This window comes from Roseomonas sp. SRI_022, from assembly GCF_057586215.1.
Genome location: NZ_JBYCZL010000001.1, coordinates 282,087 through 297,583 on the forward strand (window position 1 = coordinate 282,087; position 15,497 = coordinate 297,583).

The window sequence follows — 15,497 nt, forward strand, 5'->3', positions numbered from 1 at the left end:
CATCGGGGGTGTCGATAGTTGCCCGAATATGTGCCTTCCCAGCCCCCGCCAGCCCCGCTGTGCGGGGGTTGTCGTTGGCGGGGTTGGGTTAGGCGGCGGCCTTAGCGGGACGCAGCTGCGCGTCGCTCAGCGTTGCGAGGAACGCCGCGGCCGACTCACCGGTGATGAAAGACGAACTCTCGATCTTCACCATGCGCAGGCGGCCCTCGGCGGCGAGCCGATACGCCGTGGTGCGCGGGATGCCGAGCACGTCCTTGACGCGAGGGACGGGGATGAGGGCTGGAAGGTTCATGTACCGCTCCGAATGAGGGGGAACGGTCATGGACAATAGGGATCCAGATGCCCGACGCTACAACATCAACTTCCCCGGTTTCGGGGAGGTTTCCTCCCCGGGGTGGTGCCCTGCATCAAGTCCTCGATGATCGTCATGGTGACCCCATTGGGACCATCAGCACCGAACGCTTCGAGACTGTCCTGCCGGCTTGATGCGGCCATCCACTCGCAGAACGCGCTCATGAATGCGGCGAATTTGATTCGAGGTGTCGGCGGTGACGCTGACGTTCCAGTTGCCCACTCAAACGCCACCGCCAATTGATGGGCAGCCGCTCGCCGCGCCGCGTTCGGGCGCCGCCCTCCTTTGGCCCGCCTGCTCGCGCGTGCCCGCCATCCGGCGGCCGATAGCTGAGCATGGCCGCGGATCAACGCTACGGCTGCAATCGCTGCCCTGAGGACGTCCTCATCTACGCGGCGGCTCTCGCCGAACTCCCCGGGCTTCGTAGCAGTGCTGAGTGCCGGTGCGAAATGCAGCTCGAGGCTGGATCGAAGAGAGAGCAGTGTGTCGTCCGGTGTCTGATCAACCGGAGTGTCACTCTCGCGGTAGCCAATAAGGTTGCCCAGCGCGGCTTGAATCTGGCTGTGAGGATTGATCTGAGTCCGGTATTGGCCGCTGCGGATCCGCGTCACTACGGGGTAACGGTCGTCGGCGCCGCGGCCCGCCCCTAGTTGGACCAACAAGTCATCCGCGGCGCGCGCGACGCCATCGCACCACGTCGCGCGTTCTGAGGGAGGCGCGCCACGGGGCAGTCCTCCCAACTCCTGAGCCGTAACGTGCAGGAGCCATCGGTTCGCGATCGCGCTCAGGGCTTCGGCGAGTTGCGCGGATGTCCGAAGCAACGGAAGTTCGGAAGCGCCAGCGATGGCTTCCGCCTGTTCCGCACTCATGGAGAAGTACATCTCAATGAGGTCGAACTCAGCGCCGGGCGGCGGACGCGGGGGGCTTTTCATCGTTTGCGGCCTTGCTCCGCCTCCATCGCCTTGAACAGCACTATGGCATCGGCTTGGTTGTCATCATTGGGCGCGAAGCCATGCGCGCGGCACCAGGCGATGACCTCCGACTTCGCAGTGCCGGCCGGGAAGTCGCTGCGCCCGATGACGTCGCGACGGGTGCGCCAGACAGGTTCTTCGCGCATTGGGATGCCGTGCTGATAGGCGAGCAGAGACAAGTGCGCGGCCAGCCCATAGGCGAGCCGCGTGGTACTGGATCCGGCGCCGCTGCCGAGCGGGGATTCAATGGCGATCTCCGCCGGGTGATGCTGCCGGATCAGCGCGTGGATCCAGCGGACGAGGTCGGCATAGACGACGCCATGCGAGCGACCCTGAAGTTCGACGGTGCCGTAGCTGGGATGTGCGCCGGGAACTCCGGCGCACCAGCCAACCTTGCGTGCCAGATCGAGGCACAGGACCGGGCGAGGTGCGGCCCGGTCGGGCCAAGTCAGGAGCGGGATCGGAGCGTTCATGCCGGTGCCTCTCTAAGCGCGGCTTCTATCCGCGCTTCCGCGGCAAGGAAGGCCGGCACAATGGCGTTGAACTCGGCGAAGGCCCGTTCTGCTTCCGCCCCGCCCGGCGCGGTCGTAGCCGTTTTGAACAGGGCCTTCCCCCTACGGAACAGCGCAAGATCGCGGTCTGAGTAAGACGTGGTCGCGCTCATGCGGCCACCTCCAGACGCTGTGCATCCCTTGTACAGAGCAGCGCCGCATCCTCCTTGAGCCCGTTCAGCACGGCTTCGGTAGCGTCATCCGACATGCTTTCGCCCTCGATGCGCCCCAGGAGATACGCGACCTTCGCCGCGAATTCCTGCAACGAAGCCGGTCGCCGGCGGGCAATGACCTCGGACATGACGTCGTCGAACGATGCCAACGCCAAAAAGTCATCATCCTCAAATCCCCGCCCATGCACGTTAATGGCGGCGTGGAAGATCCGCCCGCAGGCGACGAGCTCGCCCATCGATGCCCCGTCAATCACCGCCTGATGCCGTTGTCGCATGGCCTCGACTGCGGGGGTCTGTGCGGCGCTCACGACTGCGCCTCCAAGTCACGCAGCAGGCCCTGGGCTTCGGCGAGGATGATCCACCGCGGCCGCTCCTCGTGGGCCAGCGCATGGAGACCCTCGACCACGCCGCGCGCGTATCCGGCCAGCCAGCCGAGGCCGCCCATGGCTGCTTCGTTCGGCTCCCCCTCGCAGCCGACGACGCCATCGATCGCGAGGTGAAGGGCGCCCATCACGTTCGACAAGTGCGTCATGTGGTCGGCGAAGTTGCGGGGGAGTTGGCCAGCCCCAGGGGCAGGCGTGCTATGGGCAGCATCAGCCATGGTCGCGATCTCCCAAAAGGTCGCGGTTGCGGTTAGGCCGGGCGGGGAGGTGCAAGCTCCTTGTCTGGCCGCCTACATGCTCTTACAATGTCCACGAACACGTCAAGCGAATTGTGAGAGAGTGTAATAGATGGTGAAAGACGCTGTGCTGTCGTTCAGGATCCATGACGACACCAAGGAAGCGATCACCAAGGCCGCTGCTGCCGAGGACCGCAGCGTGTCCTACTTGGTCGAGCGCATCCTGCGCGAATGGCTGGTGCAGCACGGGCATCTGAAGGCGTGACGTCGCAGACCGAGCCCCAAACGCAAAGAGCAGGCCAAGTTCCTCCGACCGGCGCTGTCCGCATCTCTCGCAGGGCTGCATTCGGATATGCTAAAGTTCGCCGCCCGGCGCCACCATCCGGCGCCGTCGGGGCTGATGGGGCTGACGGCCATGTCGGACGCTCGATTTCTGATCCTCACGCTGGCGATGGGGCTGACCTTGTCGGTGTTCGCAATCTGGATCTTAAGCTGACGCCGAATCGGTCTCGCGCAGATTCGAAAACTTCGCGGCGCCGCGAAGTTCTGACCTTCCAGCACCATCGTGAGGTCGCGGCCCTTCCGGTCGATGAGGGGGAAGGCGTAGCGTCAACGGACCCAAGGACAGCGATTCATGCCCTCGCCGCCGAAATCGCCTCCCGGCGTCCGTGACTGGGAGACTGCCGCGTAAGGACAATTTGGCTCACCGCATCAACCAAACCGTCATGAGCATCGCCCCGACGACGATTGCGGCGAGGAGTGCGTAGAAGCGCCGGTCATCCATCGGGCGTCGGCATGCGGGTCCTCCACCGACTGACACTATCCCCTCACGGCTACCTTATCCACACACCTCACCGTTTCATGCGCGCAACCGACGGGCGAGCGGGCAACGAGTAGTGGCGCCCAGTGTTCTCCCCAGGATGAGATGGGAGGATTGTTCATGGCGCGAGGCTTCAGGAACCCCTTCATGTCGCTGTGGCTCAGCGCGGCGAACCGCATCGCCAATACAGGGCGCGGGTTCGCCATCGCCGCCGCGCGACGGCAACACGCCGCTGCGACGGCTGCCGCGCTGCGCGAGGTGCGCGCATTGTGGTCAGGCGCCGCGAAGCCCAAGACGCGGTCGCGAAGACGGGAGTAGGGCCGTGAGTCGGCTGATCGAGGCAGGGTTGAAGGCAGGGCAGCCGGCGCGCATGCGATGAGTTGGGTTCTCGTCCTTGTGTTCGTCACGCAGCAAGGCATCGCAGTTCAACATGTTCCGGGGTTCACGTCCTGGGGCCCCTGCCACGCGGCTGCCACGGGCACGATGGGCATGGGAGCAAGCCGGGGCTTCGGCGCCCTGCGCGAGTGGTATCGCGTCGAGGTCAAATGAGGCTGCGCGAATGGCCGGCGACTGCATCCTCCGCGAATGGCTGGTGCAGCACGGGCACCTGAAGGGCTGACACGGCGCAACGCCTATCGCCGCGATGCATAGGTGACATGAAGCGCCGCGGCGACGAGGCAACGGAGGCGCCCAGGACGCGTCGCTCTATCGGTCCCGAAAGCGAGGTGCGCGGCGGGCCCGAAGCCCCTGGCGAGCCGGGGCCGACGGTCCCGGCGACGGGGCGGAAGCGCGGCGGGACCACCTTACGCCAACACCTGAACAAACAAACGGCATCGCTGGTGACGCGCTTTTTACACACAAAACTCAACCTAATAGATTATCCGGCGCCTGCGGACGTCGTCGAACGCTTCCTCGCGGTGGCCCACGAGGAAGGGAACGCCGCCGCGGTACGAGTGCTGCACGCGGTCGTCACGCTCCCGAGCACGGCGCGGCCGACGCCCCAACACGGGGCACGCGCGGCACTGGCTGGAACCGCCTCGCTCTGCGTAGGCTCATGGCCGAGCAGTTGGGCAGGACGAGAATGCGCACCGCCATGTACGCCATTGCCGCATGGCTGGTGGCCGCCTCTGTCGTCGGGCCGGCGAAAGCACAATCGCCGACGTCGTTGTGCCGAATCGGGTTCAGCGGGATGGGACCGTTCGGTCGTGATCCACAGCAAGATATTGAAGTGCGGCTTCGGGCAGCAGACTCAGATCTGCGGGCAATGAGATGTCGAGCGGGGGACGCACTTCACATCACAAGCATCGAGCAAACCGCCCTGTCGGTCGCGTCCGAGTTCTGCGACGTGCACCGTCCGATCGCCGTTGGCCCCCCAGTTGCCCATAGGTCACTGAACGACGGGCGAGCCGTGATGACGGGTTACGAGGTCCTTTGCACTTACGCCGGGGGGCGCCTGACATTGCGGCGCCCGGGGTGAGCGCGCGCCAAGCGTAGCTAATGGCGGTGGATAGGGTTCACCCTGAACCCAATCGACGGAAGTGCCTTCCGGGCACAAAAAACCCCGCCGGCTCGCGCGGGCGGGGTGGGGGCGCGGGCTGGGTTAGATCCTGTGCCCGTTGTGCGTGTGCATGCCGGACAGAACGCCCCTCATCCAAGCCATCCCCACCAAGGCGTGCTGCACGACCTCTGGGGATCTGCGTCCCGCGAGGAAGCCGGCAATGGCCGCCAAGCCAAGCGTCGGGTGCGTCCAAAAAGAGACAAGGACGAGCGCGATGGCAAGGACCACTGCGCCAACAAGGAGGCCCGCAGCGAGCCGGCGCAGCATGTACCGTGGCGTCGGCCAGTTCGGCCGGCGGCTAGTGGTCATTTCGGAAGGCCCGTCTTGCATCTTTCGTCCCTTCCCACGCGAAAAAGAAGAGTATCCCGACCTCCGCAGTTTCAAAGAGGTATTTCACAGGAATGCGATCATAGATCATTGGATCGCCCACGTAGTGAAGCACCGCGTGCACTATGGACATAGCTGCGATGATAACCAGCGCAAGGACCACGTGCATCACGATAAACGCCGCCGCTTTGAGGCCGTGCAGAAACGATCTGTGAAGAGCGGCTTGGAAAGCCTCGGGCGGCTTAAGTTCCGGCATTCTTCCCCTCATCCCTCGTCAGCACCTCAATGAACCGCATCGCCGCCGCCTGGCCGCGTGGCGACAGCCCGCCGAACAGGGCCAGCGCGCGGGCGACCTCCGGCGGCGTCGGCTCTGGCACCAGCCGCGGCGCGCGGGTCCTGGGCCGGTTCGTCGCCACGCGCTTCACTTCCCCTTCATCGAGGGTCGCGAGGGGGAGGGTGCGGGTCACTACCGGGCTGTCGTGCGATAGAGCGCGGTCCCGCCGTTGTGGTCCATCGCGACCCGGAAGGTCTGCGAGCGGCCGACTACGAGGTTCGCCTCCCGCTCCACCAGTCCTCCGGCACACAAGCCACCCTGCCTCGCGCTGATGATGACCTCTCCCGCCGGGATGTGCAGCTGGATGGCTTGGCCAGCGCCCACACTACCGGCGGGGCGGCCGTCTACAGCGATATCAGTCGCGCACGCGGCACCCATGACGCCGCCATCTCGGATGACGGTGACCATAACCGTCCCTGGCGCCTGGTCTGCATAGGCAAACCGGCGGCCGTGGGAAGCATTGGCGAGGGTGGTAGGGGTGGTGGAGCACCCGGCAACCGCGGCCACAGCTAACAACGTAGCCAGCAGCGCCATTCCTCGTGCCATCCGAATCTCCCCTTCCCGGATAATCAGCATGGCGCACATTCGCGTGAGAGGGGAAGACCGGGGCCGGCTTCTACTGCTCCCCGCGTTTCGCACCGCCCTCACCAACGCCGGCGCCCTCGGCACCAGGGCCCCGCCGCAGCAGATCCTCGGTCGCGCCGCTATGGCCCAGGCGCCTTCCGCAACGGCTCCACCTCCCCAGCACTGGCCGCAATGCCGTCGATCCGGTCGGCTAGGCGCTGCAGAGCCACCTTCACCGCTGGTGCGTAGCGCGCCCGATTGTAGGTCGCGGCCAACTGCGAATGGATGGCGGTGTGGTTCAGAGCGGCCTCGATGACGTGAGGCTCGATGCCGAGGTCGCCCAGCATGGTCGCGCCGGTGCGCCGCAGGTCGTGGCGCTGCCAGCCGCTTGTCTTCGTCGCCGCCTGCAAGCGTTTGGTCTCGCGATCCCAGTTGGCGAGCCGGCCGCCTGCCGCGTTAGCGAAGATCAGCGCCGCCCCCTTGCGGCGCGTCAGCCCGGCGAGAAGGGCAAGCGCCTGGCGAGACAGTGATACAGCGTGCGGCTGTCCGCTCTTGGTCTCTGAGATGCGCCACACGCCCGCGTCGAGGTCCACATCGGCCCAGGTCGCTGCGCCAGCCTCCTCGCGCCGGCATAACGTCAGCAGCATCCACAGCATCGCCTGGCGGTAGGCGTTGGCACTGCCGATTAGGGCAGGCAGAAGGAGACCCAATTCCTTCGCCGACAGCACACGTTGTCGAGGCTTCACCGCCAGTGGCTGTGATAGCAGCGTCACCTCGCGCGGGACGTACTGGCGGGCGGCAGCCCACTTCAGGATCGGCCTCAGGTAGCGAACCGCCGCCGCAGCGTTCCCGGCTGCTGGCCACGCATCCGCCGTCATCTGAAGATCGGTCGCGGTGAGCGACGCGAGAGGCTTCGGCAGGAAGGCCTTGAATACCGCCTCGATGGACTGCCGCTGTGGTCGCCACGTCTTCAGAGACTTTCCTGGACCGATCACCTTCATCGCGGCGGCATCGGCATCCGGCTTGATGGGGCCCCCGTACATGTCGAGGAGCGCGGCAAGGGTTCCCACTCCGGCCTTCGCGTCCTGATTGACCGCGCGGGCTCGACGCCGATCAGCCACGGGATCCGCGCCCTCGCGCTTCACCCGCTGCTTCAACGCCTCTGCCTCGCGGCGCGCGTCGGAGATGCCAATGGCAGGGAAGTCGCCGATCGGATAGCGGCGCATGCGGCCATCCTGATCGCGCACAGCGAGCGTCCACCGAGCCGCCGGCTGCGGGGTGCGGCCTGACGGGGGAGAGACGCGCAGCCGCAGACCCGCCATGCCAGCGTCCACGAGCTCCCGCCGCCCTGCCGACGCGGCATCGCGCATGGCTGCCCGGATCGCCGTTTCAGTCAGCCTCACTGCCATCTCGTCGCCCTCGGGGGCTTCACCGGGGCTTCAACAACGACCCGTCAGCCCGGAACAGATTGGGACGATACAGGACGGATTGATAGTCAGTCGATGGCAGAAAACCCAAGGTATCTATTGGCTTAGGCGGGCAATGCAGAACGGATAGGGACGCGCCGGGACGCGAGCGGATTGGGTGAACCCCCAATTCGTAATCAGTAGGTCCGCGGTTCAAATCCGCGTGCCGGCACCATTATCAAGGACTTAGCGGCAAGTCGTTCCGACGCTTGTCCGTCAGGCGTTCCGATCCTTCTTCCCGCCGCTCGGCCTTCACGTGCAGTTTCGCTGCCGCCCCGAATTGTTCCGAGGCGCGAACCGGCTCTAAGCAAGCCCCCAACCATCCGGCGGCGCGGACTGAGGCGGCCAGGATGCGCGTGTGACGTGGATCGCTCGTGGCCTAGATTGCGCGCTGCTATCGGGTGAGGATGGCTTTCCGCGTCCTCCTCCTTGTCGTGCTTCTGATGCCGAAAGCCGTCACCGCGCAGCCATCGGCAAATCATTTCAGTGCTGCCTGGGCGCGGGCAGGAATGCTGGTCTCGCTGGCCCCGGCCTGCGGCTGGCATGATGAGGATTGGGCAGCGGCACTGGCGCGACGGGTAGCCTCGGCACAGCAGGGGAATGCCACACCGGAAGCCCAACGGGATGGGATGGCGGCAGCCGCGCTGTCCGTACAGCTCGGCCCTCTGCTCTTCGCGCGTTTTGGTCGAGCGCTTTGCAGCGATGACCGGGCGCGACCGCCGTGGCTCGATGCCCGGGACCTACCGCCGCTTCGCGAGGATGCGGCACCGCTGCCAGAACTATCGCCGGGGTTGGTGCGTCTTGGTTGGCAGGCGGTGATTGGCACGCTCGCCATGCGTTGCGACCTGCGCGACCAGCATTGGGCGCGGAATGCCGGGCCGGCGCTTCGGCGAGCAATCCGGCTCCGAGGCGACCTGGAGGGAGATGAGGCGGCCCGAGCACGTGTTTCGCTCGCACTGCTTGACCAGGCGGGTTTCATCGCGACGACGCTGCGGGGCCTCATTCTTGGCGACAGGGCCTGTGTCGGCCTGCGGCGCGACGGAGATCTCGCCGCGGTCGATGCGATGGCGGCGGAATGGCGACGGATGTGTGGATCGCGGCGCGTGGATCCGACTTGCCCGTGACCGCCTCGCTGAGGACGCCGACCGCCAATTCTTCGCGGGGAACGCGCTAGGCGGGCGCGCCTTCCCCTCGCTCGCGCGTCTGGTGTCCAGGCGTCGCCCGCTGCCGAGTGACTGTCGGCATCGGCCGATCGCGTTGGCCGCGTGGGTGCTTCTTCCCTCGCCGTGCAGCAGCAGAACGCAGCGCATCCCTGCAACATCGCGAAGTCACAAACTGACCGCGCGGACACAATCCAGCGTGGCGCTCATGCTTTGATATGGTTGAGCCAAACGCGTGCAATGCCGCTGAGCGATTTTGTTCCTGCAAGGCGTGGGATTTCACCCGCGCCCGATTGAAGGAGCAACTGCCCATGTTCACCAAGGCGAGGTCGTTTGCGCTTGCCACACTCGCCGCCGGCGGCCTGGCCGTTGCAGCGCCGCTTCCCGCCATCGCGGACGGCGCGCCGGTGGTGTCCCTTGGCGTCACGCCGGTCGGCCCGATGCGCCTGCCCTTCTACAATACCAGCGCCACACCCGTCACGACCGCGCGTGTCATTGGCTACGGCCCATCGCCCGATTTCGCGCCGATCTACGACACGAATGTGCTGCGGAGCGTGACGTCGCGACCGGTCAGCAATGTCCGCAACAGCGGGGAGAGCGTCGACATCGAGTACGACGATGCGGCGGCCGCCCGCGCATCCCATGCGCTTCCCGACCTGTCCGGCCGGCACAATCCGGCACTGTCGAATTTCGAGGCCCTGCCGCGATCGCTGCGCTGAAGCGTCGGGCACTCGCAGGATCATCACGATGGCGGCGCCGGGCGCTCGGCGCCGCTGGCGATTCGCATCGCCGGCAACACTTTGTCATCACCTGGTAGCACCAGGATCATACTCCGGCGCGACCCTCATCGTTGCAGGTTCTGGAACGGTCGAGGCTCATCGTGCGACCCGAAGCATCGGCGACCTGACCCGTGCCGGCACGGGCGCGGCGACTGATGCGGCTGTTCCAGGCGCAGCAGAATCGCGAAGGAAAACCGGACCATGAAGCATCGTCTTTCGGCATCAATGGCGGCGTTGGCCGCCGTAGGCCTGGCTGCCTGCTCCCCGCAGGTCACGAGCCCGCCCGCGGCGTCAGGCCCGGCCTCCGCCATGCCCGGAATGAGCGCCGCCGAGCATCAGCGCATGATGCAGCAAGGCCAAGCCATGCCGGCGATGAGCGCCGCGGACCATCAGCGGATGATGCAGCGCCAGCAATGACCGCGCCGGGGCGGAGCGCCTCGCGCGGCTGATGCGCCCGGGCGCTCCGCGTCGCGATCCCCTGTCGCTTCGCCTGGCCGGCAATACTTTGTCATGAAGCGGTTGTCTTGCGTCAAAACTCGGCGGGCATGTCTCTCGTACGGGGCGCTTCCTGCCCCGCCACTCCCGAGGACATGGACATGCCCGTGATCGTTCGAAACCGCCGTGCGCTCATGCTCGGCCTCGCTGCAGCCTTCGCGCTTCCTGCCGCGATTGCATCGCTGCCCGCCGCAGCCGACCCGGGCGGCCACGGCAACAATGCGCAGCTGCTGGGGTCGCCCGCGCCGCGCGGGCAGGGCCGCGTCATTCGCGTCGAGATGACCGACCACCGGTACAATACGCGCCGCATTCAGGTTCGTGCGGGCGAGACGATCCGATTCGTGGCGGTGAATCGGGGGCAGTTCCTCCATGAATTCAGCTTTGCGCCGGCGGAGGTCCATGCCGCGCATCGGCCGGAAATGGCCATGATGATGGAGCACGGGATGATCACGCCGGAGCGCATCGTCAGCCTCACGATGAGCGGGCCTGGCGGTCACTCCATGAGCCATACCGCCCCCAACACCGTGCTGGTCGAGCCGGGCAAGACCGGCGAGATCTCCTGGCGGTTCAATCGCGCCGGGACGATCGAGATCGCCTGCAACATCCCTGGCCACTACGAATCCGGCATGCGCGCCGATCTCGAAGTCACCGGCCGCTGATCGGAGGGCATGACGATGTCGGCAGTTCTTTCTCGACGAGATGCACTCCGCCTGGGCGTCGCCGCCGGAGCCGCCGGCGTCGTCACTGCCTATCCTGGCCGGCGCTCCTTTGCGTCGGCCAATAGCGAGCTCGACCTCGCGGTCGAACGCACACGGATCACCGTTGATGGCATCACGAGCAACGGGATCAGCATCGGCGGCTCCATACCGGGGCCGACGCTGCGGTGGCGCGAAGGCGAGGAAGTCGTCATCCGCGTGACCAACAGGATCAACGAGCCGACCTCCATCCACTGGCACGGCCTTCTGCTCGCCGGTGTCATGGACGGGGCGCCTGGCTTCAACGGCTTCGTCGCGATCGAACAGAACGCGACCTACACGTACCGCTTCCGTCTTCGTCAGGCGGGCACCTATTGGTACCACAGCCACTCCTCCTCCCAGGAGCAAGCGGGCATGTACGGCGCGATCGTGATCGAGCCGGCACGGCCGGAGACGACGACCTTCGCGCGCGACTATGTCGTGCTGCTGTCAGACCACAGCCGCGAGTCGCCGCAGGCGATCTTCCGCAACCTCCGCGCACGCGAGGGGTACTACAATCGAGGCCAGCGCACCTTCATCGACTTCCTGCGCGACACGCGTCGGGACGGTTTGGGGGCAACGATCCGCGACCGCATGGATTGGGGCGACATGCGGATGGACCCCACCGACCTCGCGGATGTCACCGGGTATCAGTTCCTGGTGAATGGCAAGGGCAAGGACGACAACTGGACCGGACTGTTCAACCCAGGCGAGCGCGTTCGGCTGCGTTTCATCAACGGGTCCGCAATGACAATCTTCGACGTCGCCATGCCGGAGCTCCGGATGCTGGTGGTCGCCGCCGACGGCATGCCGGTCCTGCCTGCGCCGGCCGACGAATTCCGCATCGGCATTGGCGAGACGTATGACGTACTGGTCACACCGACGGACGCGCGCGCGTACACCATCATGGCCGAGCCGATCGACCGCAGCGGCTTCGTGCGTGGCACGCTCGCGCCACGGCAGGGCATGAGCGGGCCGATCCCCGCATTGCGTCCGCGCACTGTGCTGACCATGGCCGATATGGGCATGGCGCATGGCGGCATGGACATGGGCGGTGGCGCCAATCCCCATGCCGGACACGCCATGCCGGCGCCGTCCGCGCCGGCGAGCAATCCCCATGCGGGGCATGCCATGCCGATGGCTCCCGCCGGCGCGGCGAATCCACACGCCGGCCACGCCATGCCGATGCCAAGCGCTCCCCCGGCAGCGGCGAACCCGCACGCGGGTCACGCCATGCCAGCACCTGGCGCCGCGGTCGGTGGCCGGGCGATGGGATGGGAATTCGCTGGCACGCCGCCCGGCAAGCGCGCGCTTCGCTACGCTGACCTTCGCAGCACGACCGCGAGGAGCAATGCTCCCGCGCCATCGCGCGAGATCGTGGTGCGACTTGGCGGGCAGATGAACCGCTACAACTGGACGATCGACGGCCGTCCGTTCGGTATGGAGCAGCCCATCCGCACCCGCGAAGGCGAGCGCGTGCGGATCCGCTTCGTGAACGAGACCATGATGGCCCACCCGATGCACCTGCACGGCATGTTCATGGAACTCGAGAACGGTGCCGGAAACCGGCTGCCCTACAAGCATGTCGTGCTGGTGCGGCCCGGTGCCGAGGCCTCAGTCCTGCTGACGGCGGACGAGGTCGGCGACTGGCCGTTCCACTGCCACCTTCTCTATCACATGGAAGCAGGGATGATGACGCGTTTCATCGTTGAACCCGCGCGGCTCGTGAGTGCCGGCTGATGCGTGCTCTGTCGTCCCTGGCGGTTGCCGCCATGCTCGCCGCCGCCGCGCCCGCCCTCGCGCACAACCACGATGCGATCAGTTCGCGCTTCCGCCTGAACAACCTCGATTGGGGCGGATCCTCGCCCGGCGATCGCTTCAGCTGGGACTTCGATGCTCGCGTCGGAACTGCCGAGAACCGCATCTTCTTCCGCACGGAAGGCGAGATGGTGCGCGGCCAGACCGAGGACGCGGAGATCCAGCTGTTCTACAACCGGCCCATAGCGGAATTCTGGGACGTCAATGTCGGCTGGCGGCGCGACTTCTTTCCCACCAACCGCAACTATGCGGCCATCGGCCTGTCAGGCATCGCGCCGAATTTCTATGAGGTCGAGGCCACCGCGTATATGAGCGAGCAGGGCGTAGCACTCGGCCGGCTCGAACTCTCGACCGAGCTGTTGATCGCGCGCGAGGTGTTTGGCGATTCCGGGCCGGGGATGTACCTCCGGCCTCGCCTTGAAACCAACGTGCAGTCGGCCGATGACCGGGAGATGGAAACCTACGCCGGCTTCACCGATATCAAGCTGTCGCTTCAGCTGAGGTACGAATTCACCCCCAGATTCGCGCCCTATGTCGAGGTCGGCTGGGAACGCCTTCTCGGCAGGACCGCCAGCGAGGCCCGCCAGGACGGGGAGCGGACCTCGATCACCTACGCCGTCATCGGCATTCGTTCTCTATTCTAAGGGGGGACGGACACCCGCCCCGACCGGAGAGACTTCCTGCCATGGCAACCGACATCATGGCGCATGAGGCCCATATTCTCGTCGTCGAGGATGACGGCGAGATGCGCACGCTGATCGCCAAGTTCCTGCGCCAGAATGGCTATCGCGTGACGGGCGCGCGCGATGGCCGGGAGATGTGGGAGACGCTCGGCCATGCGCCGGTGGACCTGATCCTGCTCGACGTGATGCTGCCGGGCCAATCCGGCCTCGACCTGACACGGGCCCTGCGCGCCAAGACGCGGGTCCCGATCATCATGGTCACGGCGCGTGGCGACGAGACGGACCGCATCGTCGGCCTTGAGCTCGGCGCGGATGACTACATCCCGAAGCCGTTCAGCCGGCCGGAGCTGCTGGCCCGCATCCGCGCGGTGCTGCGGCGCGCGCAGCCGGTCGAGGAGACCCGGTCGGCGGGCGCGATGGGGGACCGCATCCTCTTCGCGGGCTGGTCGCTGGACACCAGGCGACGCGAGCTGACGGCACCGGACGGGAGCATCGTCGATCTGTCGGGCGGCGAATACGACATGCTTCTCGCCTTCTGCGAGCACCCGCAGCGCGTGCTGACGCGCGACCAGCTTCTGGACCTGGCGCGCAACCGGGTCTCGGACAGCATCGACCGGTCGGTCGATGTCATGGTCAGCCGGCTGAGGCGGAAGGTCGAGCCGACCGACGACAGTCCGGCGATCATCAAGACCGTCCGCGGCGCCGGCTACATGTTCATCCCCGCCGTGACGCGCGGGTGATGCGGCGGCTGCTGCCCGATACGCTCGGCGGGCGGATCGTCCTGGTCCTTCTGGTCGGGCTGCTCGCCTTCCACCTGGGTAGCCTGTGGCTGCACCAGACCGGGACGGATGCCGTGCTGGGCACGACGCGCGAGCATCAGCTCGCCGAACGCCTCGCGACGGCGAAGCGCGCGGTGGCGGGGCTGCCGCCGGCCGATCGCGACGGCATGGCGCATGCGCTCTCCTCGATCGGGCTCGACCTGCACTGGACGCCCATGGCCACGGTGCACCTGACCGATGAGACGAGCGCGCGCATCGAAGCCGTGCGCGCGCGGCTGCTGGAACTTGAACCCGGCCTTGCCGAACGCGGCATGCGCGTCGGCTATGCCGATGAGACGGCAGGCGGTCCGGTCGGCCGCGGCGGCACCAGCCACCAGTTGGTCGGCGCGTTGCAACTGCCGGACGGGACCTGGCTGAACTTCGCGGCCGCGCTGTTCCGCCCGACCGTGGTGGAGCACGCGACGCTTCTGTCCACGAGCGCGATGGGGCTGGGCATCCTGCTGCTCGCCCTGCTGGTCGTGCGGCTGATCGCGCGCCCGCTGCGGGACCTCGCCGTCGCCGCGGACCGCATCGGGCGCCCGGGCCCGACCCTGCTGGTGCCGGAGGACGGTCCGCGCGAGGTGCGGCACGCGGCCCAGGCCTTCAACCGCATGCAGGCCCGCATCGACCGCCTGATCGCCGACCGCGTCCAGGCGCTGGCAGCAGTGAGCCACGATCTGCGCACACCGATCGCTCGGCTGCGCCTGCGGGCCGGCTTCATCGAGGACCAGGACGCGCAGCGGAAGATCGATGCCGATCTTGATGAGATGGAGGCGATGATCACCGCGACGCTCGCCTATCTGCGCGGCGATGCGGAGCAGGAACAGCCGCGCGTGACCAACCTTGCGGCGATCCTGGAGACGCTGTGCGACGACGCCACCGATGCAGGCCGCGCGGTGTCCTATGACGGGCCATCCCAGGCGCGGCTTGCCTGCCGCCCCGTTGCCATCAAGCGCGCGCTGGCCAACCTGATCGACAACGCCGTGAAGTATGGCGGCGCGGCGCGCGTGACGCTGCGGGATCACGGAACCTTCGTGGAAGTCGCGGTCGAGGATGATGGCCCCGGCATTCCGGAGGCGGAGATCGAGACGGCCTTCGAGCCGTTTCGCCGGCTGGACCCGTCGCGCGACCCGGCATCGGGCGGCTCGGGCCTCGGCCTGACCATCGCGCGCCAGGTGGCGGAGCGGCACGGTGGTATCGTGGTGCTGCGCAATCGCGCCGGCGGCGGCCTGGTCGCGACCCTGACGCTGCCGGGCGCCGGATAGGAAGGAGCAA

At 66.8% G+C, this 15,497-nt stretch carries 19 protein-coding genes; 10 read left to right on the forward strand and 9 right to left on the reverse strand.

Features of this window, described 5'->3' with window-relative positions:
• Window positions 1–88: 88 nt before the first annotated feature.
• The 6 genes from AC2YHJ_RS01325 to AC2YHJ_RS01350 all read right to left on the reverse strand — a co-directional run bounded on the left by AC2YHJ_RS01325 (window position 89) and on the right by AC2YHJ_RS01350 (window position 2,648).
• A complete protein-coding gene (locus AC2YHJ_RS01325; protein ID WP_487393496.1) occupies window positions 89–292 on the reverse strand; it encodes a hypothetical protein in 204 nt (67 codons plus the stop codon).
• Window positions 293–357: 65 nt separating this feature from the next.
• Entirely contained in the window at window positions 358–1,284 is a 927-nt protein-coding gene (locus AC2YHJ_RS01330; protein WP_487393497.1) for a hypothetical protein, read from the reverse strand.
• Window positions 1,281–1,796, reverse strand: coding sequence for a hypothetical protein (locus AC2YHJ_RS01335; RefSeq protein ID WP_487393498.1), 516 nt, complete (start codon window positions 1,794–1,796; stop codon window positions 1,281–1,283). The genes AC2YHJ_RS01330 and AC2YHJ_RS01335 overlap by 4 nt, the downstream gene beginning before the upstream one ends.
• Window positions 1,793–1,987: a hypothetical protein gene (locus AC2YHJ_RS01340; protein ID WP_487393499.1), complete on the reverse strand. Its 195-nt coding sequence runs from the start codon at window positions 1,985–1,987 to the stop codon at window positions 1,793–1,795. Before AC2YHJ_RS01340 ends, AC2YHJ_RS01335 begins: the two co-directional genes overlap by 4 nt.
• Complete coding sequence (locus AC2YHJ_RS01345) at window positions 1,984–2,355, reverse strand: hypothetical protein (protein ID WP_487393500.1); 372 nt, start codon at window positions 2,353–2,355, stop codon at window positions 1,984–1,986. Before AC2YHJ_RS01345 ends, AC2YHJ_RS01340 begins: the two co-directional genes overlap by 4 nt.
• Entirely contained in the window at window positions 2,352–2,648 is a 297-nt protein-coding gene (locus AC2YHJ_RS01350) for a hypothetical protein (protein WP_487393501.1), read from the reverse strand. The genes AC2YHJ_RS01345 and AC2YHJ_RS01350 overlap by 4 nt, the downstream gene beginning before the upstream one ends.
• Window positions 2,649–2,778: 130 nt before the next feature.
• Here AC2YHJ_RS01350 and AC2YHJ_RS01355 point away from each other — a divergent pair, with 130 nt between their 5' ends.
• The 3 genes from AC2YHJ_RS01355 (at window position 2,779) to AC2YHJ_RS01365 (ending at window position 3,804) form a co-directional block, all read left to right on the forward strand.
• Window positions 2,779–2,931 (forward strand): ribbon-helix-helix protein, CopG family, encoded by a 153-nt coding sequence (locus AC2YHJ_RS01355; RefSeq protein ID WP_487393502.1) that lies wholly within the window; start codon window positions 2,779–2,781, stop codon window positions 2,929–2,931.
• An 87-nt stretch (window positions 2,932–3,018) separates the two neighbouring features.
• Entirely contained in the window at window positions 3,019–3,162 is a 144-nt protein-coding gene (locus AC2YHJ_RS01360) for a hypothetical protein (RefSeq protein WP_487393503.1), read from the forward strand.
• 471 nt (window positions 3,163–3,633) lie between these two features.
• Window positions 3,634–3,804 (forward strand): hypothetical protein, encoded by a 171-nt coding sequence (locus tag AC2YHJ_RS01365; protein ID WP_487393504.1) that lies wholly within the window; start codon window positions 3,634–3,636, stop codon window positions 3,802–3,804.
• A gap of 1,538 nt (window positions 3,805–5,342) precedes the next feature.
• Here AC2YHJ_RS01365 and AC2YHJ_RS01370 read toward each other — a convergent pair.
• The 3 genes from AC2YHJ_RS01370 to AC2YHJ_RS01380 form a co-directional block, all read right to left on the reverse strand.
• Complete coding sequence (locus AC2YHJ_RS01370) at window positions 5,343–5,627, reverse strand: hypothetical protein (RefSeq protein ID WP_487393505.1); 285 nt, start codon at window positions 5,625–5,627, stop codon at window positions 5,343–5,345.
• Window positions 5,614–5,838: a hypothetical protein gene (locus AC2YHJ_RS01375; protein ID WP_487393506.1), complete on the reverse strand. Its 225-nt coding sequence runs from the start codon at window positions 5,836–5,838 to the stop codon at window positions 5,614–5,616. Before AC2YHJ_RS01375 ends, AC2YHJ_RS01370 begins: the two co-directional genes overlap by 14 nt.
• Before the next feature lie 571 nt (window positions 5,839–6,409).
• The gene (locus AC2YHJ_RS01380; RefSeq protein WP_487393507.1) at window positions 6,410–7,678 is read right to left on the reverse strand and encodes a tyrosine-type recombinase/integrase; all 1,269 of its coding nucleotides are present in this window, start codon (window positions 7,676–7,678) and stop codon (window positions 6,410–6,412) included.
• 464 nt (window positions 7,679–8,142) lie between these two features.
• Here AC2YHJ_RS01380 and AC2YHJ_RS01385 point away from each other — a divergent pair, with 464 nt between their 5' ends.
• The 7 genes from AC2YHJ_RS01385 (at window position 8,143) to AC2YHJ_RS01415 (ending at window position 15,487) form a co-directional block, all read left to right on the forward strand.
• Window positions 8,143–8,859: a hypothetical protein gene (locus tag AC2YHJ_RS01385; protein ID WP_487393508.1), complete on the forward strand. Its 717-nt coding sequence runs from the start codon at window positions 8,143–8,145 to the stop codon at window positions 8,857–8,859.
• Window positions 8,860–9,206: 347 nt separating this feature from the next.
• Window positions 9,207–9,614, forward strand: coding sequence for a hypothetical protein (locus tag AC2YHJ_RS01390; RefSeq protein ID WP_487393509.1), 408 nt, complete (start codon window positions 9,207–9,209; stop codon window positions 9,612–9,614).
• Window positions 9,615–10,264: 650 nt separating this feature from the next.
• On the forward strand, window positions 10,265–10,828 hold the full coding sequence (locus AC2YHJ_RS01395; protein WP_487393510.1) for a cupredoxin domain-containing protein: 564 nt from the start codon (window positions 10,265–10,267) through the stop codon (window positions 10,826–10,828).
• 15 nt (window positions 10,829–10,843) lie between these two features.
• On the forward strand, window positions 10,844–12,643 hold the full coding sequence (locus AC2YHJ_RS01400) for a copper resistance system multicopper oxidase (RefSeq protein ID WP_487393511.1): 1,800 nt from the start codon (window positions 10,844–10,846) through the stop codon (window positions 12,641–12,643).
• A 32-nt stretch (window positions 12,644–12,675) separates the two neighbouring features.
• Window positions 12,676–13,365, forward strand: a complete 690-nt coding sequence (locus tag AC2YHJ_RS01405; protein WP_487393512.1) for a copper resistance protein B — start codon at window positions 12,676–12,678, stop codon at window positions 13,363–13,365.
• 41 nt (window positions 13,366–13,406) lie between these two features.
• On the forward strand, window positions 13,407–14,144 hold the full coding sequence (locus AC2YHJ_RS01410; RefSeq protein ID WP_487393513.1) for a response regulator: 738 nt from the start codon (window positions 13,407–13,409) through the stop codon (window positions 14,142–14,144).
• Window positions 14,144–15,487, forward strand: a complete 1,344-nt coding sequence (locus AC2YHJ_RS01415; protein WP_487393514.1) for an ATP-binding protein — start codon at window positions 14,144–14,146, stop codon at window positions 15,485–15,487. The genes AC2YHJ_RS01410 and AC2YHJ_RS01415 overlap by 1 nt, the downstream gene beginning before the upstream one ends.
• Window positions 15,488–15,497 lie beyond the last annotated feature (10 nt).